At 62.9% G+C, this 26,277-nt stretch carries 20 protein-coding genes; 14 read left to right on the forward strand and 6 right to left on the reverse strand.

The annotated features are described in order from the left end of the window. Positions 1-17: 17 nt before the first annotated feature. Positions 18-1,217 carry an ATP-binding protein gene (locus AB4Y31_RS21625; protein ID WP_368675942.1) on the reverse strand — a complete coding sequence of 400 codons (1,200 nt, stop codon included), beginning with the start codon at positions 1,215-1,217 and terminating at the stop codon, positions 18-20. Between the two features lie 492 nt (positions 1,218-1,709). Between AB4Y31_RS21625 and AB4Y31_RS21630 the strand changes: the two genes are divergently transcribed. From AB4Y31_RS21630 to AB4Y31_RS21645, 4 genes are read left to right on the forward strand one after another with little or no spacing between them, the layout of a single operon-like run. Further along, positions 1,710-2,387, forward strand: a complete 678-nt coding sequence (locus tag AB4Y31_RS21630) for a TetR family transcriptional regulator (protein WP_368675713.1) — start codon at positions 1,710-1,712, stop codon at positions 2,385-2,387. 57 nt (positions 2,388-2,444) lie between these two features. Next, positions 2,445-3,299 (forward strand): xanthine dehydrogenase family protein subunit M, encoded by an 855-nt coding sequence (locus tag AB4Y31_RS21635; protein ID WP_368675714.1) that lies wholly within the window; start codon positions 2,445-2,447, stop codon positions 3,297-3,299. Next, a complete protein-coding gene (locus AB4Y31_RS21640; RefSeq protein WP_368675715.1) occupies positions 3,280-6,099 on the forward strand; it encodes a molybdopterin-dependent oxidoreductase in 2,820 nt (939 codons plus the stop codon). The genes AB4Y31_RS21635 and AB4Y31_RS21640 overlap by 20 nt, the downstream gene beginning before the upstream one ends. 30 nt (positions 6,100-6,129) lie before the next feature. Then, positions 6,130-7,407: an MFS transporter gene (locus tag AB4Y31_RS21645; RefSeq protein ID WP_368675716.1), complete on the forward strand. Its 1,278-nt coding sequence runs from the start codon at positions 6,130-6,132 to the stop codon at positions 7,405-7,407. Positions 7,408-7,611: 204 nt separating this feature from the next. Here AB4Y31_RS21645 and AB4Y31_RS21650 read toward each other — a convergent pair whose 3' ends face one another. Beyond that, positions 7,612-7,998 (reverse strand): BON domain-containing protein, encoded by a 387-nt coding sequence (locus tag AB4Y31_RS21650; protein ID WP_368675717.1) that lies wholly within the window; start codon positions 7,996-7,998, stop codon positions 7,612-7,614. 401 nt (positions 7,999-8,399) lie between these two features. On the opposite strand from AB4Y31_RS21650, the gene AB4Y31_RS21655 reads away from it, so the two are divergent. The 3 genes from AB4Y31_RS21655 (at position 8,400) to AB4Y31_RS21665 (ending at position 12,362) form a co-directional block, all read left to right on the forward strand. After that, positions 8,400-9,623: an MFS transporter gene (locus tag AB4Y31_RS21655; protein ID WP_368675943.1), complete on the forward strand. Its 1,224-nt coding sequence runs from the start codon at positions 8,400-8,402 to the stop codon at positions 9,621-9,623. Positions 9,624-9,665: 42 nt separating this feature from the next. After that, positions 9,666-10,193: a metal-dependent hydrolase gene (locus tag AB4Y31_RS21660; RefSeq protein ID WP_368675718.1), complete on the forward strand. Its 528-nt coding sequence runs from the start codon at positions 9,666-9,668 to the stop codon at positions 10,191-10,193. A gap of 243 nt (positions 10,194-10,436) precedes the next feature. Further along, positions 10,437-12,362: an SMP-30/gluconolactonase/LRE family protein gene (locus tag AB4Y31_RS21665; RefSeq protein ID WP_368675944.1), complete on the forward strand. Its 1,926-nt coding sequence runs from the start codon at positions 10,437-10,439 to the stop codon at positions 12,360-12,362. A gap of 27 nt (positions 12,363-12,389) precedes the next feature. Here AB4Y31_RS21665 and AB4Y31_RS21670 read toward each other — a convergent pair whose 3' ends face one another. Next, positions 12,390-13,304 carry a LysR substrate-binding domain-containing protein gene (locus AB4Y31_RS21670; RefSeq protein WP_018443865.1) on the reverse strand — a complete coding sequence of 305 codons (915 nt, stop codon included), beginning with the start codon at positions 13,302-13,304 and terminating at the stop codon, positions 12,390-12,392. A gap of 120 nt (positions 13,305-13,424) precedes the next feature. On the opposite strand from AB4Y31_RS21670, the gene AB4Y31_RS21675 reads away from it, so the two are divergent. From AB4Y31_RS21675 to AB4Y31_RS21690, 4 genes are all read left to right on the forward strand, one after another. After that, positions 13,425-14,591, forward strand: a complete 1,167-nt coding sequence (locus AB4Y31_RS21675; protein ID WP_368675719.1) for a mandelate racemase/muconate lactonizing enzyme family protein — start codon at positions 13,425-13,427, stop codon at positions 14,589-14,591. 62 nt (positions 14,592-14,653) lie between these two features. After that, on the forward strand, positions 14,654-15,994 hold the full coding sequence (gene dctA / locus AB4Y31_RS21680; protein ID WP_368675720.1) for a C4-dicarboxylate transporter DctA: 1,341 nt from the start codon (positions 14,654-14,656) through the stop codon (positions 15,992-15,994). Between the two features lie 145 nt (positions 15,995-16,139). Further along, entirely contained in the window at positions 16,140-17,702 is a 1,563-nt protein-coding gene (locus tag AB4Y31_RS21685; RefSeq protein WP_368675721.1) for a methyl-accepting chemotaxis protein, read from the forward strand. Positions 17,703-17,988: 286 nt separating this feature from the next. Next, positions 17,989-19,320: an MFS transporter gene (locus tag AB4Y31_RS21690; protein WP_368675945.1), complete on the forward strand. Its 1,332-nt coding sequence runs from the start codon at positions 17,989-17,991 to the stop codon at positions 19,318-19,320. Here the strand turns inward: AB4Y31_RS21690 and AB4Y31_RS21695 are convergent, their stop codons facing one another. Beyond that, on the reverse strand, positions 19,321-19,848 hold the full coding sequence (locus tag AB4Y31_RS21695; RefSeq protein ID WP_368675722.1) for an N-acetyltransferase family protein: 528 nt from the start codon (positions 19,846-19,848) through the stop codon (positions 19,321-19,323). It abuts the gene before it with no gap. A 246-nt stretch (positions 19,849-20,094) separates the two neighbouring features. Here AB4Y31_RS21695 and AB4Y31_RS21700 point away from each other — a divergent pair, with 246 nt between their 5' ends. Then, positions 20,095-20,829, forward strand: coding sequence for a hypothetical protein (locus AB4Y31_RS21700; protein ID WP_368675723.1), 735 nt, complete (start codon positions 20,095-20,097; stop codon positions 20,827-20,829). A gap of 318 nt (positions 20,830-21,147) precedes the next feature. Continuing rightward, positions 21,148-23,517, forward strand: coding sequence for a PAS domain S-box protein (locus tag AB4Y31_RS21705; RefSeq protein ID WP_368675724.1), 2,370 nt, complete (start codon positions 21,148-21,150; stop codon positions 23,515-23,517). 10 nt (positions 23,518-23,527) lie between these two features. Here the strand turns inward: AB4Y31_RS21705 and AB4Y31_RS21710 are convergent, their stop codons facing one another. Then, entirely contained in the window at positions 23,528-24,361 is an 834-nt protein-coding gene (locus tag AB4Y31_RS21710; RefSeq protein ID WP_368675725.1) for an anti-sigma factor, read from the reverse strand. Then, positions 24,358-24,876 (reverse strand): RNA polymerase sigma factor, encoded by a 519-nt coding sequence (locus AB4Y31_RS21715; RefSeq protein WP_368675726.1) that lies wholly within the window; start codon positions 24,874-24,876, stop codon positions 24,358-24,360. The genes AB4Y31_RS21710 and AB4Y31_RS21715 overlap by 4 nt, the downstream gene beginning before the upstream one ends. A gap of 348 nt (positions 24,877-25,224) precedes the next feature. Here AB4Y31_RS21715 and AB4Y31_RS21720 point away from each other — a divergent pair, with 348 nt between their 5' ends. Continuing rightward, entirely contained in the window at positions 25,225-26,274 is a 1,050-nt protein-coding gene (locus tag AB4Y31_RS21720) for an aldo/keto reductase (protein WP_368675727.1), read from the forward strand. The last annotated feature ends 3 nt before the right edge of the window (positions 26,275-26,277 follow it).

Raw genomic sequence — 26,277 nt, forward strand, 5'->3', positions numbered from 1 at the left:
AACGGAAACGGCTCTCTTCAATTGGAAAAACATGGCAGCGTCACGGTTGCCCGAGTGCCACGTTCGAGGCGCGGCGTCAGTTCCAGTTGGCCGTGGTGCGCGTCCACGATGGACTTGCAGATCGAAAGGCCCATGCCCATGCCATGTGGCTTCGTAGTGAACAGCGGCTCGAAGATGCGCAGCGCCAACCGCGGATCGAACCCTTCGCCGCAATCGTCAATGCGGATGCGCAAGAGGTTCTGAGCGGATTCGCATGCCAGTACGAGTACTCGTTCGCTTTCCGGGACGCCCTGCATGGATTCCGCGCCATTCATCAACAGGTTGATGATGGCCTGCTGCAACTGAAGCCGTTCGCCGCGCACCGGCGAGGGGGACGAGAGCCCATCAACGCATAAGCTCACCTTCATGGCGTCGAGCGTGCATCTCACGATTTCCGCGGCCTCGCGAAGTGCATCGGCGAGATCGAACACGATGAAGGTCGGCTCTGTCTGCCGTGCCTTGGCTCGCAGTGCGCTGATGATGGTTCGAGCACGCATGGCACAGGCGCAGATGTGGGCGAGTGTTTCGCGGGCGGCATCGATATTTGGGGCGTTTCGGTCGAGCCACCTCAGCCCGGCGCGTGCCGATGTCTCGAGCGCGGCCACGGGTTGCGCGACTTCATGCACGATCGAAGCCGCCGACTCCCCAAACGCTTTCAGGCGGCTGGCTCCATCGAGCTGGGAAAGGGAATCGCGCATCTTTGCCTCGGTGTTACTCAGGCGCGTGTGCTGGGCGGAAAGCTCGTCCTGAAGACGAGCGTTCTCCAGGGCGAATCCGGCTTGCAGGGCAATGATTTCGGCCATGGCGATCTTCGTCGGTGCGAAAACACCTGCCGTTTGCGCATGTTCCAGATAGAGGGCGCCCATCAATGCGCCATTGCACCGGATCGGCACGCATAGCACCGAGCGCGGCTTGCAACGGCGCACGTAGTCGTCCGTCCGCCACCGATCGGCGGAGCAGGCATCGCGCAGGGCGATACCGTCGCGCAAGCTGACGGCGGCAGTCAGGATCGAAACCGGAAGTCGGTCGAGCGGTATCCGCTTGGCGCCAACACCGACTGCCTCTTCCCAGCCGCCTTCGCGTGTGACCGCGATCACGCCCGACGTTGCCTTCGTGCTCTCGATCGCGGCTTCGAGCAACTTTGCCAAGCGCCTGGCGGGTGCAACTTCGTTCGCCATCGCGCGGGAAACGCGACGCAGCCTATGCACGTCGAGAGCGGGCAGCGATGGCGAGGCGAATCGCTCGAGGGTTGGGACGATTGCAGGATCGCTCGCAGCTGAGGGCGACTTCCAGAGGCTGCGCGCGGCCGGAGCGCTTCGGTAATAGTCGAGTTCATTGTTCAATTGGCTATCTCCTGCTCGGCAGTGGTGGACACCATTTCAAATCGTTTCATGTAGTGAGTACTCCACAAACGAACGGTAGCACAGTCTTTGCGGAAGTCAAAACGGTCGCGCTCGATGGCGTGGCTTGGCCAGACCGCAGTATCGTAGTCGGTGCAACGTTAAGTGCTTGATTACTAGCCGAATTATTGCGTCGTTGTGCATCGGGCGAGTGTCATGTATGATCCTGTACGTTCATGTAGTGTTCCCTGTATGAAAGAGAGGTTATGGGGGCGCTTTGTAAAGTTTTTCGGGCAGCTGAGTGAGGTTGTGGGCTGCCATGGGAGTGGTATGGCGCAAGCAGCAAAAACGAAGGCGGTGCGCGGAACCGGGGTCCGGGAGGCTGCGGCGCAGGAAACCCGCGACAAGATTCTTCGCGCGGCCACCAAGGTCTTCGCGCGCTACGGCTACGAAGGCGGCAGCGTGGAAAAGATCTCCAGGCTGGCGAAGTCCTATGACCGGATGATCTATTACTACTACGGGAGCAAAGAGGGCCTTTTCGTTGCCGTGCTGGAAGGCATCTATCGACGGATGGACGAGGCGGAAGTGAAGATTGCGCCCGATCCTTCGGCTCCTGAGGAAGCGCTTAAAACGGTCATTCGGTTCAAGCTGGATTACTATTGGCGCAATCCCGATTTCATGACGCTGCTCAACACGGAAAACCTGCACAAGGGCAGGCACGTGTCCAAGCTCGAGCGCAGGGGCGAATATTCGTCGCATGCCGTGCAGATCATTGCGAAGATTCTTGCGAGCGGCGTCGAACAAGGCTTGTTTCGCGCGGACTTGAATGCGCGCGACGTTTTCCTCCTGATTGCGTCAGTTGCCTATTTCTATACGTCGAACCGCTACACGTTGTCCGTGTTCCTGGGAGAAGAACTGGATGCGCCGGAAGCCGTGCGTCATTGGGAAGCATTCGTGATAGATAGCGTGCTGCGAGTCGTCCGCGCGGATGCACCGTCCGCCGACTAAGCTCGTGCCAATGGCAATGTCGATCATCGTCACCCTCAGCGTGCATGCACCGACACGATGAACTATTTTCGTGCCCAGACGATCGAGGAAGTGCTTGACCGACTTGCGCGGCATCCGCGGCCGCGCCTCGTCTGTGGGGCGACCGACGCGTTTGCGGATGCCGGTCTCATTCCGGCCAAGTCGGAATGGCTGGACATCAGCCGCATCGACGCATTGCGCGGCATCGAGCGGCGCGACGGGGTCGCTCGTATCGGTGCAGCAAGTACCTGGGAGGCCATCGCGCGGACAGCATGGCTGCCCGTTGCGCTCACGGAAGCGGCGGTTTCCGTCGGGTCGCGGCAGATTCGCGTCCAGGGCACCCTCGGAGGAAACCTCTGTCATGCCTCGCCGGTAGCCGACGGTGCGCCTCCGCTGCTGGCGCTCGACGCGCACGTCGAACTGGCGAGCATGCGGGGTGTACGCCGATTGTCGTTGGTCGACTTCCTGCGGGGCAGTCATCGGACTGCACTGAGTCCGGACGAGCTGCTCGTTGCCGTCTCATTCGCGCTACCGAGCGCCGAGGATCGAACGGCATTCGTCAAATGCACGAATCGTGACGGCGCGGCGATCGCCGTTGTTTCCACCGCCGTGCGTCTGCGCGTGGCCGCGGACGATACCTTGGAGGCGGCGGCCGTCGCCGTCGGTGGCGCATCCGCGGTTGCGCTTCGGATGCGGACGCTCGAGGCGTCGCTATCAGGTCGGCCGCGCATGGATATGGCCGGCGCGATTCAGGCCGCGTCACTCGCCGAGTTGTCCCCGATCGACGACTGCCGGGCCACGGCGTCCCATCGCATTCATCTCGCGCGGCTGGCCGTGCTGCGCGCATTCAGGTGCTGCATCGAGGAGTCCGCCAATGGCGCATCAGCTGCTTGATGAACTCGTCGCTGTTTCGGGTGCGATGGCAACTACAGTCGCTTCGATCTCGCCGGGACGCGACTGGATCGAGATCAACGGCGCGCGGTTGGCGCTCCCTGCGGACCAGTCACAGCGGCTCATCGACTATTTGCGCGCGGAGCTACGCCAGTTCGGGACCAAGGAGGGTTGCCGCCAGGGCGACTGCGGAACCTGCACCGTGCTCGTCGATGGCGAGACCCGTTATGCGTGCTTAATTCCGTTGGGGCAGGTCGCTGGACGCCGCGTCGTAACCATCGAAGGGTTGGCCCAAGGGACCCGGTGTGGCAGCCGTCTCCAGCAGGCCTTTCTTGCGCATCAGGCGGTGCAATGCGGCTTTTGCACGCCGGGCATGCTCATGGCGTCGGCGGCGGCGATCGACGCCGGCCGGGTGACCGACCGCGCTAGCGCCAGCGCCGCCATCGATGGTGTGCTTTGCCGTTGCACGGGCTACCAGAAGATCGTCGACGCGGTGACCGAGGTCGGGTGTGGTGCCGCCGCGCGGCACTGTACGGCTGCTCCACGCGAAGGACCGTCTGTCGGCGTACCGTTGACGCGCCTCGACGGACGCGAAAAAGTCGATGGCAGCCAGCGCTTCGGCGCTGACGACTACCCGGCCGATAGCCTGTTCATACGCGCCGTCCGTTGTCCGCATCATCGCGCTCGTTTCTCCTTCGGCGATCTTGAAGGATTCGTCGAGACTCATCCGGGCGTGCATCGCGTTCTCACCCATGCCGACGTGCCGGGCTTGAATCTGCACGGTGTGGCGACACCTTACGCGGACCAGCCGGTGCTGCCCGAGGTGGAGACACGCCACTACCTCGAGGCGGTCGCGCTCGTGATCGGCGAACGCGAGGCGGTCGCCGCACTGGACATGAACCGCTTTCCCGTAGCATGGGTACCGCAGGCGCCGGTCATGACCGTCGCCGATGCCGTGAAGCACGACAGCCCGCGGTTGCATGGCGATCGTCCCGGCAATGTATTGATCGAGGGACGGGTATGCCGCGGCGACGCGGCAGCAGCGATGCGGGACGCCCATTACGTGGTGAGCGCAACCTTCGACTCCAGCTTCGTCGAGCATGCGTATCTCGAGCCCGAAGCCGGCTGGGCGCGCCGCGTCGGCGATACCGTCGAGATCTATTCGTCCACGCAGGCGCCGCACCCGCATCGCAGCGATCTCGCACGCATTCTTGCGGTCGCGCCGGAGCAGGTGCGCGTGGTAGCGACCGCGGTCGGCGGTGGCTTCGGCGGCAAGCTCGACATGACGGTTCAGCCGTTCCTCGCCATCGCGGCGTGGCATCTCGACAGGCCCGTTGCCATGGTGTTGTCGCGCGAGGAATCGATGGCCACGTCGACCAAGCGTCATCCCGGTCGAATGGTATCGAGCATGGCCGCCGATGCCGATGGCCGATTGCGTGCGGTAACGTTCGACGGGGACTTCAATACCGGCGCGTTCGCTTCGTGGGGCACCGCCGTGGCCAATCGAGTACCGGTGCATGCCGGTGGTCCGTACGTCATTCCTCACTACCATGCGCGCGCACGGGCTATTCACACGCACGTCACACCGGCTGGCGCGTTCCGAGGCTTTGGGGTACCGCAAACGATGATGTCGCAGGAACAACTCATCGATGAGCTGGCGCTCAAGGCAGGCATCGATCCGCTCGAGTTCCGTGCGATGAACGCGCTGCGGCCCGGGGACACGCTGCCGACGGGGCAAGTGCTGGACGATAGCGTTGGCCTCGTCGCGTGCCTCGATGCGCTGCGGCCAGCTTGGTACGAAGCGCGCGCCCGCATCGCCGCGTTGAATGGGTCGTCGCCCGAGCCTGTTCGCCATGGCGTGGGTTTAGCCGCATTTTTCTATGGTTGCGGCAATACCGCGTTGCCGAATCCCTCCACTGTCCGCTTTGGCATTCGATCTGACGGCACGATCGTTTTGCATCAAGGCGCGGTGGATGCGGGCCAGGGTGCGAACACGGTCATTCCGCAAATCGCAGCCGATGCGCTCGGCGTACCGGTCGATCGCCTGTGCATCATAGGCCCGGACACCTCGCTGACGCCTGATTGCGGTCGCACTTCGGCTTCGCGCCAAACTTTTATCACCGGTCGAGCGGCATTCCTTGCCGGAACGGCGCTGCGGCGTCGTCTGCTCGCGCTCATGGGCGCGGCGACCGATGCACGGATTTCGGTCGATGCGGACGGTATCGCCATCGATGGCCATGCAGTGAATCTTCGCGCGCTGCCGGTCGATCAGTACGGCTACGCCCTGGCGGCGGAAGAAAGTTTCGATCCGCCCACGACGTCGCTCGATGCATCGGGGCAGGGCAAGCCGTATGCAACCTACGCGTTTGGCGCGCAGATGGCGGAAGTCGTGGTGGACTGCGAAAGCGGACGCGTTCGAGTGCTGAAGGTTGTGGCGGCGCACGATGTGGGGAAAATGGTCAATCCGACGCTGCTCGAAGGACAGATCGAAGGCGCGGTGGCACAGGGTGTCGGCATGGCGCTGATTGAGAAGTACCACCCCGGGCGCCATAACAATCTGCACGACTACTTGATTCCGACGGTGCATGACGTACCGCAGGTGCGGTCTATTTTCATCGAGGCGCCGACGGCCATTGGCCCCTACGGAGCGAAAGGTATTGGAGAGCCCGCGCTGGTTCCGACGGCGGCAGCCATCCTGAACGCGATTCATGATGCGATCGGCGTGCGAATCCGTGAAGCACCGGCGTCGCCGGATGTCGTCCGTCGTGCGCTGGCGGCTCGGAGCGGGCGTGCCGCGCTTTGACGAAACAGCTTATACCGACGGATTCGAACGATGACGCCATTAAGAAATGCCGAGCAAGTCGCGCTGCCGACTGCACGCCGCCCGTCCTGGTATGCGGAGCTCGGCCCCGCGGGAAAACGAGCCTTCAAGGCGTCATTCGCGGGGTGGGTAACCGATGCGTTCGATTTTATGGTGTTCAGCTTCGTTCTTGCGTCGCTGATCGACCTCTGGGGGCTGGATCGGGGCAAGGCAGGCCTGCTCGGCACGGTGACGCTCATTTTCTCGTCGATCGGCGGATGGATCGCCGGCATGCTGGCGGATCGATGCGGACGGGTCAAGGTATTGCAATGGACGATCCTGTGGTTCTCGTGCTGTACGCTTGCAATCGGCTTCGCGCAGAACTTCGAGCAGATTCTTGTCCTCCGTGCGCTGCAAGGGCTTGGTTTCGGCGGCGAATGGGCCGTGGGCGCGGTGCTGATCGGCGAGATCATCGCCCCGAGGCATCGCGGCAAGGCGGTCGGACTGGTGCAGAGCGGGTGGGCCGTCGGGTGGGGCGCCGCGGCGATTCTCTACAGCATCGCTTATTCCGTTCTGCCTGAATCGCTGGCCTGGCGCAGTCTCTTCTGGGTCGGCATTTTGCCGGCGTTGCTCGTGCTGTACATACGTAGGCACGTGCCGGAGCCGGAGGTGTTCACGCAGGCGGACGCGGCCAGGAAAGGAGGCACCAAACGGTCTTCCGTGTGGGCCATCTTCTCACGCTCGCTGCTGCGAAGAACGCTGCTGGCCGCGCTGCTTTGCACGGGCATTCAGGGTGGCTTCTATGCGATGTCCACCTGGCTGCCGGCATTCCTCAAGATCGAGCGACATCTGTCCGTGCTCAACACGGGTGCTTATCTGTTCGTGATCATCGTGGGGTCGTTCTGCGGATATGTCGTAGGCGCCTACCTGTCGGACTACTGGGGGCGCAGGCGGAACTTCGCGCTGTTTTCGATGCTATCGCTCGTCTCGGTGTATCTGTACCTCACGCTTCCCCTCTCGAACGCGCAGATGCTTTGGCTTGGATTTCCACTCGGTTTTTCTTCGTGCGGCATCTTCAGTGGCGTTGGCGCATATCTGACGGAGCTGTATCCGTCGGAATTACGCGCAAACGGGCAGAGCTTTACCTATAACTTCGGTCGCGGCATTGGAGCGTTGTTTCCGAGCCTGGTCGGGATGCTGAGCCACTCCACTACTCTGGCGATGGCCATCGCGATCTTCTCCGGGGCTGCATACGGCGTAGTGTTGTTGACGGTCCTCCTGTTGCCCGAGACCAAAGGCAAATCGCTTTGACGTCTTGCACGCGTTGTGCGTGCGATGAGGCGCGATCTGAAGGCCTGTCTTTGCCTGCCCTGGGCGATAGAGGAACATCGCGCCGAGCGATACGGCGGCTTCCGGCATGGAGCCCGGGGAAGGGGGCGGACGGGCGCCGCCATCGTGCGACCCGCTGACGGGCGTCGAGCCGACGTCCGAGCGTGCGCCCGTCACTCGCGCGGCTTAGCTCCCTTCTTCGCGGATGGTCAATTTGCTGCTGACCGAACTCACACCCTGCACCTTCTTTGTGGCATCCGCGGCGATTTGATCCTGCGATTCGTCTTGGATGATTCCGGCGAGAATCACTTGACCGGTTTGAGCCATTGCGAAGACGACGATGTTCGAATTTTGCAGGCCCTGCGTCTTGCTAAGTTGCTGACGAATTCGCCACGCCAGCGCACGATTGGCCGCGCGTTCCGCCTTCTTCGCCGAGCTTGCTTGCCCGGTCATCGTGTTGAGCATGATGCAACTGTCTTCTGCCGCTGCCGTCGTTGCGGTCGTTTGAGCGCTGGCGAAAGAAGAGGCACCGATAGCCATTGCGCCGACGAGTAGTGCTGATTTGACGTTCATCTTTTTTACCTTTTGAGTTCGTTGCGTCGAACAGAGGAGCTTGCTTGGGCGGGGCGATTGTCTGCTGGTCGGCTGGTAGGGGACTCGCCTGCCGAGAGCCGAGCCAGCAATGAATCGGATACCGCAACGAGAGGATATTTAGCCGGCAAACGAAGCACCATACGGCCTACGGATGTCCAAGCCATGCCGTGGGCGAGCATGCGCATACGTCGGTATATGCGAGGTCAGTACTGTGCGGGGAGACGAATGAGGCAAAGCTTGCGAGCCATTGCCTAGCGGTGGACGTCCGTCCCGCGGGCGCCCGAGGAGAATATGTAGGGCCCGAATACGTGGTTTCCCTAATGCCAGTAGAATCGCCGTTTCGAAAAGACGAATCCATCGACGAATCGGCGAGCGAACTGATGTGCCAGGTAGGGACGGGAAGAAAAACGGGGCTGGTGCTTTTTGCGCTGGCGGTGGGCGGGTTCGCGATCGGTACGACGGAGTTCGCGACGATGAGCCTGCTGCCGTTGTTCGCGCAGGGCCTGGGCATCGACGCGCCGACGGCCGGCCACGCGATCAGCGCCTATGCGCTCGGCGTCGTGGTGGGAGCACCGGCGCTCGCGGTGATCGGTGCCCGGCTCGATCGGCGGACGTTGCTGATTGCGCTCATGGCCATGTTCGCCATCGGCAACACATTGAGCGGCCTCGCGCCAAGCTACACATGGCTGCTCGTCTTCCGCTTCTTGACCGGGTTACCGCACGGCGCCTATTTCGGCATCGCCGCGCTCGTTGCGACTTCTCTCGTGCCTGAGGATCGCCGCACCGTTGCCGTCGGCCGCATGTTTCTCGGCCTGACGTTCGCAACCATCATCGGTGTGCCGCTCTCGAATTGGCTCGGCCATGCGATCGGCTGGCGCTGGAGTTTCGGCTTCGCCGCTTCGTTAGGAGTCCTGACGATGACGTGCGTGCGGCTGTGGGCACCTTCGGTGCCCGCCTCGGCCGAGGCGAGCCCGCTGCGCGAATTGGGCGCGTTGCGGCGCCCGCAAGTATGGCTGACGCTCGGCATCGGCGCGATCGGCTTCGGCGGTCTTTTCGCCGTCTACACCTATCTCGCCGACATCCTCGCATCGGTCACGCATGTGTCTGTCGCCGCCACCGGCCTCATATTGAGCCTATTCGGCGTGGGCATGACGATCGGCAACGTCGTCATTCCGGTCTTCGCGGATCGCGCGCTGATGCGCACCGCCGGCTTGCTGCTTCTGTGGAGCGCCGTCATGCTGCTGCTCTTTCCGCTTGCCGCCCATAACGTGTGGACGATCACGATCGTCGTATTCCTGATCGGCATCGGCGGGGCACTCGGCACGGTGCTGCAGACGCGACTGATGGATGTCGCCGAAGACGCACAGGGGCTGGCCGCGGCGCTCAATCATTCGGCGTTCAATACGGCCAATGCACTCGGTCCGTTTCTCGGCGGTCTAGCGATCGCAGGTGGATTCGGATGGACATCGCCCGGGTGGGTTGGCGCATTGCTCGCGCTTGGCGGGATCGGCATCTGGGCGCTTTCGCTCTACATTCAGCGGAGAAGCGCCGCGGCCGCGGTTCGGCGCGTCGAGAGCCGCGTGTATGCCGAATCGGAGCGGTAGCGAGCTCGACGACTGCTTAGTTTCGTAAGGCACATCATCCGTATGGCATCCCACGCGGCACATCATGCGACCGGCTGGGCCGCTGGCACGATTGCGGCCGTGCTCGTCGCGCAAGCGGGCGCGGCGGGCCCATGGCACCTCGGAATCGTGGCTGCGTTCGTGGCCGGCATCGCCGGCGGTACCGCGCCCGATTGGCTCGAAATCGCCTGGTGGAGCCGCTCGCGACGGCTCTGGATCACGCATCGCACGGCAACGCATTGGGGGCTCGGCTGGGCGGTCGTGCTCGCTTTTTCCTATCACTTGCTCGGCCGCGCGCAACCCCTGGCGGCGCCCCTCTTCGGTTTTGCCTGTGGCGGATTCATGCATCTGCTGGCGGACTGGCCGAACCCGCTCGGCGTGCCGTGGATTTGGAAACGCCACTCCCTGAACTGGTGGAAGAGCGGACGTTGCGACCTGCTCGTCGTCGCCCTCGCGTGGGCGGCCGCATGCTGGATCGCGCGGCCGTTTTGGGCGACGCGCGTTGGACATCTTGCGCACTGGCTGCATGCCCTTTCAGGCGGCGCTTTTTAGACTTCGTCTCCCTGCTGTCGCCGAATTCCCAGCCCTTACGCCGTGCTCGGGGCAGGCCGCCGCCGGCGATCTCGCGACGAGCCGCGCCCGATTTTTTTCGCTTTTTTTCGCTTTAAAGATTCATTTTTGTTCGTCGGCGAGTGAAGTAGATTCGAAATGCATAAGGCAATGCGCCGCCGCTACACGCCGATCGTGCGATCGCAAAGCGGCAGCGAGGTGCCGGTAGTTTATTCGCCCGTAGCCATGAAACGAATCCGTGCTTTGCTCACTGCCGCCTGGCTAGGCGCGGCGGCGGCGATCGCACCGCAGTGTCAGGCGCAGTACACCACCGACTGGTTGGCGAACACGTTCGGAACCGATGCGGCCCACGTGGGCAACACGGCACGCTCGATGTGGGTCGCGCCGGAAGGGACGATCTATACCGCCACCATGTGGGACGAGGACGAAGGCGGGGTGGCCATTTACCGGAACGGGCAGAGCGCCGGTTCGATCGGGATCCACAACGAATTTCAAGGCAGCGCCATCACAGGCAACGCTACCGCCATCTTCGCCGCTTTGCAGTACAACGCCGCGTATGGCAGCGGCATGGTCGGTCGATATGACCGCACTACCGGCGAGCGCGACCTTCTGATCCCGGTCAGCGCGGATACCTCCGAAACGCGGGCCGATGTCGTCACCGGGCTCGCGACATCGGGCTCCCTGCTTTACGCAAGCGACTTTCCCGGAAACCGCGTCAGAGTCTTTACCACCGATGGCGTATGGCAACGCGATATCAGCGTCTCGGGCCCCGGCGCACTGGCGATCGACGGCGCCGGGGACCTCTGGGTTGCGCAGAAAGAGCAGGGCGCGGTTGCGGAGTTCAGCCCGGCCGGCGTGCCTTTGAACACGATTGCGATGCCTGCCGCCTCGCGGCCGTCCGCCCTTTACTACGACTCGCCCACGCGCCAGCTGATGGTCGGCGACGAAGGGCCCGATATGAATATCAAGCGGTATCTGATTACCCACGCGCCGATTCTGGTCGGTACCTTCGGCGTCACAGGCGGCTATCTGGATACGGCGTACGGCATCAAAGGCCAAGTCGGCGACAAGCGATTCACGCGCGTAGTCGGCATCGGTAAAGACGCCGCGGGCAATCTCTACGTCCTCGACAACCCATGGGGCGGCACCTGGGATCTCGGCCGCGACGGCGGCACCGACATTCACGCCTTCGACAGCTCCGGCAACCCGCTCTGGAACCTTCAGTCGCTGAACTTCGAAGGAAACGGCGCACCGGATCAAGGTACCGATGGCGCCTATTTCTATAGCGGCAGCAACATCTACACCGGCACGGCGGGCGGGACGTTCGTGGCCAACACGATCGACCCCATCGGCTACCCGTCGGACCCGCGCATCGTCAACGACGGCGGCGATCGCGACGAGCACTTCGCTCAAGTCGCGTCGATCGGTGCGAATCGCATTCTCGTCGCGGCGGGCCAGAATCCGGCGCACTTCTATTTCTTTCATTTCAATGCCGCCAACGGCTACATCGCCATACCCGATGGCTCGCTCCCGGGCGCGCTGTTCGGCACGACGGCGCTCGTCACTTCGGGGTTCTGTCTGGACAGCAGCGGGGATGTCTGGGCCGGCCCAGAAGGGACGAATGAGATTTGGCACTATCCGCTCATCGGCTTCGATGCCGCGGGCGAGCCGATATGGGGGCAGGCGATCGCGACGGCCGTTCCAGCGACGGTGCAGCCGCTCACGCGAATCGTCTATCTGCCCGAAAACGACACGATGATCCTTGCGCAAGGCGTGGCCGGCAGCGCGGACTGGTCGCAGATGGGAACGAGAATCGAGGTGTACCACGGATGGCGCGCAGGTAACACCACGTTGCCTTATCCCGTCATCAACATCACGGGTGCCAATCCTAAGTCGATTGCGGCAGCCGGCAATTATCTCTTCGTCGGCTACTCCCACACGGTGCCCAACATCGATGCGTTCGATCTCGTCACCGGCAGCCTCGATGCGACGTTGATCAACACCAATACGAGCCAAGTGAGCGCCGGCAACGACGTCGATTCGATGTATGGGCTGCGAGCCTATCGGCGAACGACAGGGGAGTACGTCGTGACGAAGGACAACTACAACGATTCGAGTGTGATCGTTTATCGCTGGAACCCGGGCTTGTAGTGACGCGCGGCGCTGCCGAACCCAGGTCTACGACGCGTCCGCCGGCCCGCCGTCCTTGAAGTGGTCGATCAGAAAATCGATGAACGCCCTCGCGCGTGCCGACTGATTGCGTTTGTTCGGGTAGTAGACGAAGAGATCGGCCGAGGGCTGCGCGAATTCCGGCAATACCACGCGCAGCCTCCCACTTTCCAGATATTTCGCGAGATCCCATTCCGAGCGCACGAGGATGCCGTGGCCATCGAGCGCCCAGCCGAGCACGATGTCGCCATCGTTGCTGGAAAGCATGCCGTGCACCTTTACCGATTCGGTTCGCCCGTTGTGCGCGAGACGCCAGACGCCGTAAGCGTCGTCGTTCTGCCGATGAAGGATGCACGTATGCCGGGCGAGATCGGCAAGGCTCGTGGGCGTCCCATGTTTTTCGAGGTAGCGAGGCGAGGCGCAAAGAAACCTGCGATTCGACATGACCCGTCGCGCGTTGAGTCTCTTGTCAGGAAGCTCGCCGAAGCGGATGGCGAGGTCGATGCCGCTTTCGACGAGATCGACCGGGCGATCGGTCACGTCGAGCTGCACCTCCACATGCGGGTATCGCTTCGCAAACGACGAGACGATCGGCGCGATCGTCGTACGCCCGAAGCCGAGCGTGGCGTTGACGCGCAGCAGGCCCTTCGGCACCGAGTGGCTCGACGATACCGCGTCTTCCATCTCCCGAATCTCGGCGAGGATCCGCGTGGCGTGATGCAGGTAAGTCTCGCCCTCCGACGTCAGGCTGATGTGGCGCGTGGTGCGGTTCACGAGCCGCACGCCGAGCCTCGCTTCCAATTGCGACAGCCGTTTCGTGGCGGCAGGCGGTGTCAGATCGAGCGCCCGGGCCGCCGCCGCAAGGCTGCCATGGCGCGCAAGCAGCACGAAGAACTCGAGTTGAGAAGCGACTTCCGTCTTCACTGAAAGTTAATAAAGAAGTGAGTTTCGGTGAATCATAACGCCGCTATCGGCGAATAATCTAGCGGCTCTTGGCGCTGAATGCCGCTTCGCGGCGGTGACGCGCGATGCAACGGAGACCCCATGAGAATCGTCGAAATCCGCGAGAAGACCGTTCCGATCAGCTCGTCCATTCGCAATGCCTACATCGATTTCAGCAAGATGACGCTGAGTCTTGTCGCCGTGGTCACCGACGTGATCCGCGACGGCCAGCCGGTGATCGGTTACGGCTTCAACTCGAACGGTCGCTACGGACAAGGAACTCTCATGCGCGAGCGGTTCATTCCGCGCCTGATGGAGGCGGATCCCGCTTCGCTCGTCGATGACAAGGGCGACAACCTCGATCCGCACGAGATCTGGGCGACGATGTTCAAGAACGAGAAGCCCGGTGGCCACGGCGAGCGTTCGGTCGCGATCGGCACGATCGACATGGCCATCTGGGACGCCGTCGCGAAGATCGAAGGCAAGCCGCTCTTTCAGTTGCTGGCCGATCGTTACGGCAACGGCCAGCCGAACCGTAAGGTTTTCGTCTACGCGGCCGGTGGCTACTACTACCCGGACCAGGATCACGGGAAGCTCAAAGACGAAATGCGCAGCTACATCGACCGTGGGTATACGGTCGTCAAGAAGAAGATTGGCGGGGCGTCGCTCGACGAGGACCTGCGCCGCATCGATTCGATCCTGAGCGTGCTTGGCGATGGGCAAAAGCTCGCGGTCGACGCGAACGGCCGCTTCGATCTCGACACGGCGATCCAGTACGCCAAGGCCCTCTCGCAATACGACCTCTTCTGGTACGAAGAGCCGGGCGATCCGCTCGATTACGAACTTCAGGCGACGCTGCGCAACTACTACGCGAATCCGATGGCGACGGGGGAAGACCTGTTCTCGATGCAGGACGCTCGCAATCTCATCCGCTACGGCGGCATGCGGTCGGACCGCGATTGGCTCCAGTTCGACTGCGCGCTCAGCTACGGCCTCGTCGAATATCTGCGGACGCTCGAGATGCTGCGCCAGCACGGCTGGTCGCCGAGCCGTTGCATTCCGCACGGCGGCCATCAAATGTCGCTGAACATTGCCGCGGGTCTCGGCCTCGGCGGCAACGAGTCGTACCCCGACTTGTTCCAGCCTTACGGCGGCTTTCCCGATGGCGTGACGGTCGACAACGGCTACATCACGATGCCGGACCTGCCCGGCATCGGCTTCGAAGGCAAGGCGGACCTCTACGCCGAAATGCGAAAGCTCTCGGCATAGAACGATCGCAGCGCACGCGGCCTGCGCGAACAGAACGAATACGCCACGGAATGGAGACAGCCATGCGGGTTTCAACGATAAGGAAGTACCTGTCGAGACTCTACATTCAGGTCTTGATCGGCATCATCGCCGGCGTCGTCGTCGGGCATTGCTTTCCCGATGTGGGCGCCCAAGCCAAACCGCTTGGCGATCTCTTCATCAAGCTCATCCGGATGCTGCTCGCGCCGATTATTTTCGCGTCGGTGGTCGTCGGCATCGCGCGGATGAACGACATCCATTCGGCCGGGCGAGTGGGTGTCAAAGCGATTCTCTACTTCGAGTTCGCCTCGACGATCGCGCTTGCAATTGGGCTCGTCGTCGTCAACCTCGTGCATCCGGGCAGTGGAATGAACGTCGATCCCGCCCATATCGACACGGCGGCGATCAGCGCCTATACGCATTCCGCGCACCAGCATACGACGCTCGATTTCTTCATGAATATCGTGCCGAACAGCGTCGTCGGCGCATTCGCCAACGGTGAAATGCTGCAGGTGATCTTCTTCTCGGTGCTGTTCGCCATTGCGCTCGCGAAGCTCGGCCCACGCACGGCGCCTTTCGTCGACATGCTCGACATGTTTCTGCAGGCGATGTTCGGCGTGGTGCGGATCGTCATGTACGTCGCGCCGATCGGCGCGTTCGGGGGGATGGCATTTACCGTCGCCAAATATGGCATCGGCACGCTGGCTTCATTCGGCGAGCTGATGTTGAGCCTCTATCTGACGACGATCGCGTTCATCGTCGTCGTGCTGGGCGGCGTCATGCGTCTGAGCGGATTGTCGCTGTGGAAATTCCTGCGGTACATCAAGGACGAAATCTTCGTCACGTTCGGGACGGCTTCAACCGAGGCTGTTTTGCCGCAGATGCTCATCAAGCTCGAGAAGCTGGGGTGCTCGCGCCCCGTTGTCGGCATGGTCTTGCCGACCGGCTACACGTTCAACGCGGACGGCACCGCAATCTATCTGACGATGGCCGCCATCTTCATCGCTCAGGCGATGAATATTCATCTGAGCGTATGGGATCAACTACTCGTGCTCGGCGTGCTGCTGTTCACCTCGAAGGGGTCCGCCGGCGTGGCGGGCGCGGGCTTCGTCGCATTGGCGGCCACGCTCGCATCCATGCAGAAGATTCCCGTGTCGGGCCTGGTGCTGTTGCTCGGTGTCGATCGCTTCCTGAACGAGGCGCGCGCCGTGACGAACCTGATCGGCAACGGTGTCGCGACGATCGTCGTGGCCCGATGGGAAAAGGCCATCGATATGGAGCAGGCGCGAACGATGCTCGAGCGGGGAACGCTCGATATGGCGGAAATCGAGCGGGCTGACGAGGACGCGAACGGGCGCGTGATCGGTGCGGGGCGCTCGGTCTGAATCGCGATCGGCGCCGAAAAACAAAAAGCGCTCGCTCTCACGGCTCAAGTCCAACGGGAGGATGCCGTTAACGGTATTGGTGGCCTCTGTCCATCGACATTGGCCAAGGCGAGAGTTTTTCACATACCTATCGGCACCTTTTCAAATGTTTAGACGTCTCTCCATTTCCGCGCGTCTGTGGCTGACGATGGCCCTGCTCGGCGCGATGCTCATAGCGATCGGAGTGCTCGGCGTATACGGCACGAGACGCTCCGACCAAGACCTCAATTACGCTTACTCGAATCAGCTCAGCGCGGCGATCGCGATCGGCAAGGCCAACCTGAACCTGACGATCGTGCGAACCACGCTCGATCGCGTCTTGCTTCATCCCGATGCGCCCGATACGGCCAGTCTGATTGACAAGGCTCTCAACTATCTTTCGATCTCGAATCGCGCGTGGAACGAGTACGCTTCGCAACCGCATAGCGCCGACGAGCAGGCGCTGGCCGATACGGTCGGCACCGCCCGTTCGGCGCTGATCGACAAGGCGATCCTGCCGATGATCGATGCGATGAGGAAAGGAGACCACGCGAGCGCGGACGACATCGCGATGAAGGACGTGCCGCCGCTGTCGGTCGCATTGACCAAAAGCTCCGACGCGCTCGCTGCCTGGCAAAACCAGCACGGCAATGAAGCATTCACGGCGGCAAAGGTGCGTTCAGGGGCGGTTCAGGGGATCGGCGGCGTGCTCCTCGCGGCGGGCCTCATCGTCTGCGCGATCTGCGCCGTGGCCCTCAACCGCTCGATCGCACGGCCGCTCGCGAATGTCCGCGCGCACATGCAGCGAATCGCCGCAGGCGACCTGAGCGAGCGATTGGAAGTGCGATCCGATGATGAAATGGGGCAACTTGTCCAAGGCCTGATGGCGATGCAGGCATCGTTGACCGAGACGGTCCGGCAAGTGACGCGCAGTGCCGAGTCGATCGCCGCGGCAACGAGGGAGATTGCCGCCGGCAACAGCGACCTGTCTCAGCGTACCGAAGAGCAGGCGGCATCGCTGCAGCAAACGGCGGCCAGCATGGAAGAGCTCACGGCGACAGTCAAGCACAACACCGACAATGCGATAACCGCGCAAACGTTGTCAGGCGGCGCAAATGATGTCGTGGTGCGCGGGGCCGCGGTGGTCGAAAGCGTCGTGGAGACCATGAACGGAATTGACGCGGCATCGAAGAAGATCGCCGACATCACGGGCGTGATCGAGGGCATCGCGTTTCAGACGAACATTCTGGCGTTGAACGCGGCAGTCGAAGCGGCGAGGGCCGGCGAGCAAGGCCGGGGTTTCGCCGTCGTGGCCGGGGAGGTTCGCTCGCTTGCTCAGCGGGCCGGTGCCGCCGCGAAGGAGATCAAGGAACTGATCGGCGATTCCGTGGCGCGCGTGGATGCGGGGGCCAAGCTCGTCGATACGGCCGGGCACACGATGCAGCAAATCAAGGAGGCGATCGCGAAGGTGGCGGCGATCATGGACGAGATTGCGAGCGCATCGGGTCAGCAAAGCGACGGCATCGAGCAGGTCGGCATCGCCGTGTCGCAAATGGATCAGGTCTCGCAGCAAAATGCGGCGCTCGTCGAGGAGGCCGCTGCGGCGGCTGCGTCGCTCGACGATCAGGCTGCGTTGCTCAAGCGTGCAGTGGGGGTGTTTCGGTTGGAGAAGGCGGCCGGCTTTGCATGAAACCGCTATCGCCGGCATCGATCGGTCCAGCCATAGGATTGCCGGGTTCGCTGCGTTGACGCGCAAGTTCTGCAACAATCTCGTAGCTTCGCTGGGATGACATCTATCCACTTGCCCATCGAAAGCTTTCCGAAATGCACCCGTCGCTTCGCCCTGACGAGGCTCGTTGTCAAACGCGCCCTCGTCGCGGCAAACCGTCCGCGAGCTAGCCTTGTCCGACACACCGACCACCGACGCTGCCACGTCCGAAATCGATGCACCGATATCGGACAAAAGCCGCTGGGGTATGGCAGCGATCCAGTTGACCGTTGCGCTTGCAACGATCGACACGGCAATCGCGAACACAGCCTTGCCCGCGATCGCCTCCGATCTTCATGCCACGCCGGCAGCCTCGGTGTGGATCATCAACGCCTATCAACTCGCACTCGTCGCGACGATGCTCCCCCTCGCCGCGCTCGGCGAAATCATCGGGCATCGCCGCGTCTACCTCAGCGGCATCGTCGTATTCACCGCCGCGTCGCTCGCCTGCGCCCTGGTCTCCACGCTGCCGATGCTGACGGCCGCCCGGATCGTGCAAGGTCTGGGCGCCAGCGCGATCATGAGCGTCAACGCCGCGCTGATTGGCTGTCTCTACCCGCCGAGCCGTCTGGGCCGAGGGATGGGCATGAACGCGTTCACGGTCGGCGTGTCGTTCGCGGTCGGCCCGACGGTCGCGTCGATGATTCTATCGGTGGCCTCATGGCCGTGGTTGTTCGCGGTCAACGTGCCGCTCGGTATCGCCGCGCTCGCCTTGGCGCTGCCCGCGTTGCCGCGGACGAAGCGCGGCAAGCATGCGTTCGATGCGGTGGCCGCCGTGTTCAACGTCGTGGCATTTTCATCGTTGATATTCGCCCTCGGCGAAGCGGCGCATCGTGAGCCCACGTCGCGCGTGCTGATCGCCGCCGCGATCGCCGTGATTTTCGGTGTGCTGCTCGTGCGCCGGGAGGCCGGTCACCCGGCGCCGATGCTTCCGGTCGACCTCTTCAAGCGCCCCGTCTTCGCGCTTTCCATCGTGACGGCGATCTGCTCGTTTGCCGCGCAGGGCCTCGCGTTCGTCTCGCTGCCGTTCTTCTTCGAGGACATCCTCCATCGCAGCCAGGTCGAGACGGGTTTCCTGATGACGCCTTGGCCCGTCGTCGTCGCGCTCGCCGCACCGATCGCCGGACGCCTTTCCGATCGCTACCCGCCCGGCTTACTCGGTGCGATCGGGCTCGCCATTCTCGGCGTCGGCATGGCGTCGCTCGCGCTGCTGCCCGCCTATCCCTCCGTTCACGCGATTGCATGGCGGATGGCCCTATGCGGTGCCGGATTCGGCTTTTTCCAATCGCCGAACCTGAAAGCGATCATGTCGAGCGCGCCGCCTGAGCGAAGGGGAGGCGCGAGCGGCATGATCGGCACCGGCCGGCTGCTTGGGCAAACCACGGGCGCCGCGCTGGTGGCGCTTTGCTTTGGTATCGCGGGCCGCCATGGACCGACGCTCGCGCTGGCGACCGGTGCGGTGTTCTCGGGCGCGGCCAGTATCGCCAGCGGACTGCGGCTCTTTGCACCATCGCACCGCGCGGGAGCCGCGGTGCGCTAATCAGACGTGCTTGTAATAGAACGTTGTTGCGCAGAACGCGCCGTCCGGCATCAGTGCGTACTTCGGCACGACGCCAACGCGCTGCCATCCGGCACGTTGATACAGGCGTTCGGCGTCGCCGTCGGTTACGGTATCGAGCACCAGTACCGACTTGCCTTCCTCACGCGCCACGTCTTCGAGCGCGTGCATAAGGCGCTGCGCGATTGCCCGCCTGCGCGCCCTTCGATGCACGAGCATTTTCGCGACATCGGCCCGGTGCGGCTGGTTCTGGGGCTGAGCCAGAACGAGTTGGACGGTACCGACGACATTTCTGTGTTCGTCTTCCGCGATCAGCAACGCGCGCTCGCCGCGCACGACGCCTTCGGCAACATTGCGCCAGAACGCCAGTGCCGTCTCCCGTGTAATAGGCAGCATGAAGCTGACCGAGGCGCCACCCTCGACGCAGTCGATCAGCACATCGGCCAGCGCTTCAACGTAGTCCGATGCCTCGTTCGCCTGAACACGCCTAATCGTCACCTCATCGCTCATTTTTCTTCCGGATTCGTTGAATGGCGGACCTCGTCAGCGCCACGAACAGCATGGCGGCTTCCGAGCGGGATTGCGAAAATCGTGAGCCAGTCGATCGACTTCTCCTGGCGATCGCCCGGCTGCATGCAGCAGCATAAACGACGAAAATCGAGCCACGTTGTAATCAAGTTGTAAAGCTTGAGTATGGCGACTGCCCTATCATTGGCAGCACGGTTCCACGGCGTTCAATAAGAAGAGGGCCTTGAAATGAAATCCCGGTTCATGAAGGTGACCCGCATAGGCGTCGCCAGCTTGATCGTTTTGGCTGCGGCTTGCGGCGTCGCGCTGGCATTTGCGTTGCCCGCGGCCGCGGCAGCGGTGTGTCCTTCCTGCTATGGCTTCGAATATGTGGCCGAGCGCACGTTCGTCGAGAGCGGAGCGAGTCCCGAGGAGCGGGCGCGGCTGGCAGCCGTCGTGGCGGAAGGCCGGCAGCGCGTACAAAGCTTCTGGGGCACGCTCGGCGCGGCTCCGAAAGTGCTGGTCTGCACGACCGAGAATTGCTTTCGACGTATCGGAGGCGGCCGTCGCCGGGGAATGTCGGTATTCGATCGCGTGGCGATCCTCTCGCCGCTCGGCAGCGATGCCGTCATTGCCGCGCATGAGCTCTCGATGAACGAGCTCAATCATCGCATCGGGGCGCTGGGCGTGCTGCGCGGTACCGTGCCGATCTGGTTCAACGAAGGCATCGCGATGTACGCGTCCGACGACCTGCGTTATCTTGCGCCGCCCGGGGCGGGCGATCGCTGCCTCGTTCCGGCCGCGGAGCCGCTGCCCGTCGGCGTGTTCGAGTGGAATCGACGCGCGCTCAACGATAACCGGCTGTATGCGAAAGCCGCGTGCTCGACGAGCCGATGGATCTCGCTGCATGGCGGTCCGTCCGCGGCCGTCAGCCTGGTGTCGAAGGTATCGGCAGGTGCCGCGTTTCAAGAGGCGGCTCGCTGAAAGGACAGAGCGGCCTGGCTTTGGAAACGCGGCGTAGCTATATCGACGCCCCGGGTGATCCGGGATGCTGTATGTTTACACAGCGTCCGCGTCCTCGAACGTTGCTTTTCGGACGTCGAATTCGGGGACCTGCCCCGATGTCGAGGTAAGATTAGCACTCCTATTGATCTCAGCCCCATCGTGCGGTCGCGCATTTCGCCTGACCTATTCGCGAACGCATCGTTGGTGGCGAGTGGTCGGGAACGGGCGACCGCTGAACGGCTGGGCCGCGCGGGCACACGCGAGCCAGCCGCCGAACAGGACTAGTTTGGAGGTCACGTGTCGCATTCGCCTCTTGGCATTCCGGCTGCAAGCGAGTGGCTTTCGATTTGGGAAAAGGCCACGATCGACTATTGCGTCGCCTTGCTGAGCCCCACGGGCATCGTGCTGACGTGGAACGCGGGCGGTGAGCACATTCATCGCTACCGTCCGGACGAAATCATCGGCCGTCATTTTTCCGTGTTCTATACGCACGATGATCGCGCCGCCGGCGTGCCGCAAGCGGTGCTCGCATCGGCGCTTGCGACGGGCCGCCACGAGCTCGAAGGCTGGCGATTGCGCAAGGACGGTTCGTCATTCTGGGCGAATGTCGTCATGACGCGACTCGACGATCGCGACGGCAAAACGATCGGCTTCGCCAAGGTGGTACGCGACGTGAGCGACAAGCGCGCCGCGCACGAAGCCGTCGTCGAGAGCGAAAGGCGCTTCCGCCTGCTCGTGCAAGGCGTGACCGACTACGCGATCTTCATGCTGTCGCCCGAAGGGTATATCACGAACTGGAACCCGGGCGCTCGCCGCATCAAAGGCTACGCCGCCGAGGAAATCATCGGCTCGCACTTCTCACGCTTCTATACACCCGAGGACCGGGCAGCCGGCGTGCCGCAGCGAGGACTCGCAACCGCCGCGCGTGAGGGGCGTTTCGAAGCCGAAGGGTGGCGCGTGCGGCGCGACGGCAGCCGTTTCTTTGCGCACGTCGTCATCGACGCGATTCGAAACGAGGACGGGACGCTGCTCGGGTTCGCTAAGGTGACGCGCGACATCACGGAGCGGCGCAAAGCGGCCGAGCAGCTCGAGCAGACTCGGGCCCAGCTGTTTCAATCGCAAAAGATGGAGGCCATCGGCAAGCTGACCGGCGGCGTTGCGCATGACTTCAACAACGTGCTGCAGGTGATTCGAGGCAACCTCGAGCTATTGCGCGCTCAGGCTGCGCGCGACGTGTCGACTGCTCAGCGCATCGACAACGCGCTCGAAGCGCTCGAGCGCGGCGCGAAGCTGGCGTCGCAACTGCTCGCGTTCGGTCGCCGGCAACCGTTGCAGCCGACGGTAGTCAACTTGTCGCGCGTCATGGCCGGGATGGACGACATGCTGCGTCACGCGCTCGGCGAGCGTGTCAAACTGGAGACCGTCGTTTCCGGTGGGCTGTGGAATACGTTCGTCGATACACATCAGCTCGAGAACGTGATCCTCAATCTCGTCATCAATGCGCGCGATGCAATGCCGGAGGGGGGCCACCTCACGATCGAGCTTCTCAACGCGGTGCTCGACGATCGATATGTCGCGTCGACTTCGGACGTGCCGGCGGGGCAGTATGTCATGGTCGCCGTGACCGATACGGGCACCGGCATGCCGGCCGATGTCGCCGAGCGCGCGTTCGATCCGTTTTTCACGACTAAGCCTGAAGGCAGCGGCAGCGGCCTCGGTCTGAGCATGGCGTATGGATTCGTCAAGCAAAGCGGCGGGCATATCAAGATCTATAGTGAAGTGGGCCATGGTACGACCGTCAAACTCTATCTGCCGCGCTCGACTGACGCAGAGGAGGTGACGCAGCAGACGAGCCAAATGGTCCCGGTGATGCTCGGCAATGAGACGGTGCTCGTCGTGGAGGACGATGACAAGGTGCGGGCGACCACCATCGAAATGCTGGCCGGGCTCGGCTACAAGGTGCTCCAGGCCAATAGTCCGGAGGCCGCGTTGACGATCATTCGTAGCGGTGTATACGTCGACTTGTTGTTTACGGACGTCGTGATGCCAGGCCCGATGACGAGTATCGAAATGGTCCGTCAGGCGGAGCTGCTGCGACCCACCATGAAGGTGCTGTTCACGTCGGGCTACACCCATAACTCGGTCGTTCACGGCGGGCGGCTGGATCGCGGCGTCGAGTTGCTGTCGAAGCCGTATGGCCGCGAGGAGCTTTCTCACAAGATTCGCCAAGTGCTCGGCCGGCGTGGCACCCCCGATCTTGCGGCCGCCTTGGAACCGATCGCCTCGGCTGCGGCGTCGACATCGCTGAGCCGTCCCGCGGCCGATTCGCTGCGCGTGCTCGTCGTGGACGACGAGCCCGGCTCCCTCGATGCCGTTGCCGAGATCTTGCGCCTGCTCGGGCATGACCCGCATAAGGCCGCCAGCGCGCGCGAGGCGCTCGATGCGATCGCCACGATGCATTTCGATGCTTTGCTTGCGGACATCCGTTTGCCCGATATGTCGGGGATCGATCTCGCGAGAAGCGCCGCGAACGCGGCGAATGGCATGCGCATCGTGTTCACGTCAGGCGAGCCGATGTCGATCGATGGCGCCTCGTTGCCGTTCGAATGGCGTGCGATTCGCAAGCCGTTCAGCGTGGACGACCTGAAGCAAGCGTTGAGTGCGTGAGCGTCTATCGTCAGCCCGGCGCCGCGCCCGTCAACTGCTGCTGGACATCGTGTGCGAGAGCGAGCAGGGCGTCACGATCGATACCGCTCGATACCGCATAGCCGAAAGCGCCGTCCACCCAATAGAAGACGTTCACCGGGCCATCGCGATAGAGCTTGAAGGCGGTCGTGTTCGGGCTGAGCGTTCTGCGCGAAATACATAGCGTCACCCGTTTGCCTTGCGCGTCGCGGTACATGAAGAGCGCCATCGTTCCGTGAGCGTCGTGGAGCAGGCGTCCGCCCGTCAGCTCATAGCCGCTATGCGAGAGCACCGGCGGATGGATGTCGGTGCCGAGCTTGTTCGACAGCCACTGTACGAAATCCTGCTCGTGCTTCGCACCGAGTTCGGTGGGCCTATCGACCGCGGGCATGTAGACGACGTGGGCGATTGCCGCATTGCGCGCGAAGGCGTCCGCCGTATCGACGCTGACCGTGCGCGTACCTGAGCCGCTCCCGGGCTGACCGAATTGCGTGCGGCCAATCTGCATGCCGGCACCCATGCCGATGCCGATACCGACCAGGAGCGCGGCAGCGAGCCCGGCGTAACGCGGCCAATGTGGCCGGTTCACGGCGGTGCGCCGCCGGCCGATTACATCGGGCCGAAGCCGTTTCGGGATCGGTTCGGCCAGCGTTCGATCGTAACGCTCATGCAAAGCGGCGTTGAGCGAAAAATAGTCGTTGATTTTTGCGGCGAGCGCCGGATCGCGCGCCATCGCGCGCTCGACTCGCTCGCGCGCGTCGGCTGGCAGCGTTCCGTCGACGTAGGCGTGAATATCATCTTCGCTGATGATCGATTTATCCGTCATCGCACCACCCTGAGCCTTTGGACGGGCTGCACGCCCGCCATCAGGTTTCTCAATCGCTCGCGGCCGCGCGAGAGTCGCGACATGACCGTTCCGATCGGAATGTCGAGCGCGAGCGCGACATCCGCATAGCTCATCTCCTCGAGACCAATGAGCAGCACCACTTCACGCTGTTCCGCGGGCAGCCGCTGCAAGGCGAAGTCGAGGTCGCGCATTTCGAGGGAGCGCATCTGCCCGGCAGGCTGGGCAAACTCCACTTCCGCGATGCCGTCGTCGTCGAATGATAGATGCGGGGCGCGTGCCGCCGCTCTGCGTAGTTGGTTGACGAAGACGTTGTGCATGATCGTGAAAAGCCAGGCGCGCAGGTCAGTACCCGCTTCGAATCGATCGAGGCGCGCGAGCGCGCGCTCGAGCGTGTCTTGCACGAGATCGTCGGCGAGCTCGCGATTATGAATGAGCGCTCTCGCGTACCGGCGCAGGCGCGGAATGTGGTCCATCAACTCATCGCGGGAGTCCATTGGTCATACCAGTGCGCAATAGGCGATTCGACAGGTGCCGGGCGCCCTCGGCGCCCTCCGCGATGATAAACACCTGTCGCCGCGGTTTATTCCCGCGGGACGGGCCGCACCGATTCCGACCGGGCGCAGAGGAACAGGCATGAATAACAGACGATTGGGTATCGGATCGAGGCAACGGTGGGTCCATACTTTGCGCTCCGGTCGACCGTGCGTCGACCGCTTAGTGCTGCTCCAACGTCCGGTATTCGCTATTGGCGAACGGGCAAGCAGGCATCGGGTTCCGTCCGCGAGATCGGCGCGCGGCGACGGCGAAATCTGGCACGAATGCGCAATGGAGGGAGTTGAGTCATGCGTTATGCAAAATTCGGTTCCACAGGGCTTTTTGTCTCAGAGCTGTGTCTCGGCACGATGACGTTCGGCGGAGAAGGCGCGGTTTGGGAGCATATCGGCAAGTTGCAGCAGACGGAGGCCGACACATTGATCGGCCGCGCCATCGATGGCGGCATCAATTTCATCGACACGGCGAACGTCTATTCCGGAGGCCTCTCCGAAACGATCACCGGCACCGCACTGAAAAACCTCAAGGTGCCACGGGAAAACGTGGTCGTCGCCACGAAGGTCTTCGGCGAAACCGGCACCAAAGCGGTCAACTCGCGCGGCCTCTCGCGCTTTCACATCATGGAGTCCGTCAAGGCAAGCCTGCGGCGTTTGCAGCTCGATTACGTCGATCTGTATCAGGTGCACGGCTTCGACCCTGCGACGCCGATCGAAGAGACACTGCGCGCGCTCGACGCGCTCGTTCAGCAGGGCCATGTCCGCTATATCGGCGTATCGAACTGGGCGGCATGGCAGATCATGAAGGCACTCGGCATTTCGGAGCGGCTCGGCCTTGCGCGCTTCGAATCGTTGCAGGCGTACTACACGATCGCAGGCCGCGATCTCGAGCGTGAGATCGTCCCGTTGCTGCAGAGCGAAGGCGTGGGGCTCATGGTCTGGAGCCCGCTCGCGGGTGGACTGCTCTCGGGGAAATACGGACGCAACGTGAAAGCCGAAGAAGGGAGCCGGCGCACGACGTTCGACTTCCCGCCCGTCGATCTCGAGCGCGGCTACGACTGTATCGACGCGATGCGCGGCATCGCCGAAGCGAAGGGCGTATCGGTCGCGCAGATCGCCCTCGCATGGCTGCTGCACCAGAAGGTCGTGACGACGGTCATCGTCGGTGCAAAGCGCGTCGAACAGCTCGAGGACAATCTCGCGGCCACTTCGGTGCGCCTCACGGCGGATGAGCTCGCGGCGCTCGACAAGGTCAGCGCGCTGCCGCCGGAATATCCGGGCTGGATGCTGGCGCGTCAGGGCGAAGCCAGACGCACGCAACTGCTGCAGTCGGCCAATCGTTGAGCG

It is taken from the genome of Trinickia sp. EG282A, from assembly GCF_040965455.1.
Lineage (GTDB): Bacteria > Pseudomonadota > Gammaproteobacteria > Burkholderiales > Burkholderiaceae > Trinickia > Trinickia symbiotica.

What these genes read in the sequence shown, in the direction of transcription:
- AB4Y31_RS21625 (WP_368675942.1), bottom strand. Translation starts at nt 1,217, where the DNA reads ATGGCGAACGAAGTTGCACCCGCCAGGCGCTTGGCAAAGTTGCTCGAA.
- AB4Y31_RS21630 (WP_368675713.1), top strand. Translation starts at nt 1,710, where the DNA reads ATGGCGCAAGCAGCAAAAACGAAGGCGGTGCGCGGAACCGGGGTCCGG.
- AB4Y31_RS21635 (WP_368675714.1), top strand. Translation starts at nt 2,445, where the DNA reads ATGAACTATTTTCGTGCCCAGACGATCGAGGAAGTGCTTGACCGACTT.
- AB4Y31_RS21640 (WP_368675715.1), top strand. Translation starts at nt 3,280, where the DNA reads ATGGCGCATCAGCTGCTTGATGAACTCGTCGCTGTTTCGGGTGCGATG.
- AB4Y31_RS21645 (WP_368675716.1), top strand. Translation starts at nt 6,130, where the DNA reads ATGACGCCATTAAGAAATGCCGAGCAAGTCGCGCTGCCGACTGCACGC.
- AB4Y31_RS21650 (WP_368675717.1), bottom strand. Translation starts at nt 7,998, where the DNA reads ATGAACGTCAAATCAGCACTACTCGTCGGCGCAATGGCTATCGGTGCC.
- AB4Y31_RS21655 (WP_368675943.1), top strand. Translation starts at nt 8,400, where the DNA reads ATGTGCCAGGTAGGGACGGGAAGAAAAACGGGGCTGGTGCTTTTTGCG.
- AB4Y31_RS21660 (WP_368675718.1), top strand. Translation starts at nt 9,666, where the DNA reads ATGGCATCCCACGCGGCACATCATGCGACCGGCTGGGCCGCTGGCACG.
- AB4Y31_RS21665 (WP_368675944.1), top strand. Translation starts at nt 10,437, where the DNA reads ATGAAACGAATCCGTGCTTTGCTCACTGCCGCCTGGCTAGGCGCGGCG.
- AB4Y31_RS21675 (WP_368675719.1), top strand. Translation starts at nt 13,425, where the DNA reads ATGAGAATCGTCGAAATCCGCGAGAAGACCGTTCCGATCAGCTCGTCC.
- dctA (WP_368675720.1), top strand. Translation starts at nt 14,654, where the DNA reads ATGCGGGTTTCAACGATAAGGAAGTACCTGTCGAGACTCTACATTCAG.
- AB4Y31_RS21685 (WP_368675721.1), top strand. Translation starts at nt 16,140, where the DNA reads ATGTTTAGACGTCTCTCCATTTCCGCGCGTCTGTGGCTGACGATGGCC.
- AB4Y31_RS21690 (WP_368675945.1), top strand. Translation starts at nt 17,989, where the DNA reads ATGGCAGCGATCCAGTTGACCGTTGCGCTTGCAACGATCGACACGGCA.
- AB4Y31_RS21695 (WP_368675722.1), bottom strand. Translation starts at nt 19,848, where the DNA reads ATGAGCGATGAGGTGACGATTAGGCGTGTTCAGGCGAACGAGGCATCG.
- AB4Y31_RS21700 (WP_368675723.1), top strand. Translation starts at nt 20,095, where the DNA reads ATGAAATCCCGGTTCATGAAGGTGACCCGCATAGGCGTCGCCAGCTTG.
- AB4Y31_RS21710 (WP_368675725.1), bottom strand. Translation starts at nt 24,361, where the DNA reads ATGACGGATAAATCGATCATCAGCGAAGATGATATTCACGCCTACGTC.
- AB4Y31_RS21715 (WP_368675726.1), bottom strand. Translation starts at nt 24,876, where the DNA reads ATGGACTCCCGCGATGAGTTGATGGACCACATTCCGCGCCTGCGCCGG.
- AB4Y31_RS21720 (WP_368675727.1), top strand. Translation starts at nt 25,225, where the DNA reads ATGCGTTATGCAAAATTCGGTTCCACAGGGCTTTTTGTCTCAGAGCTG.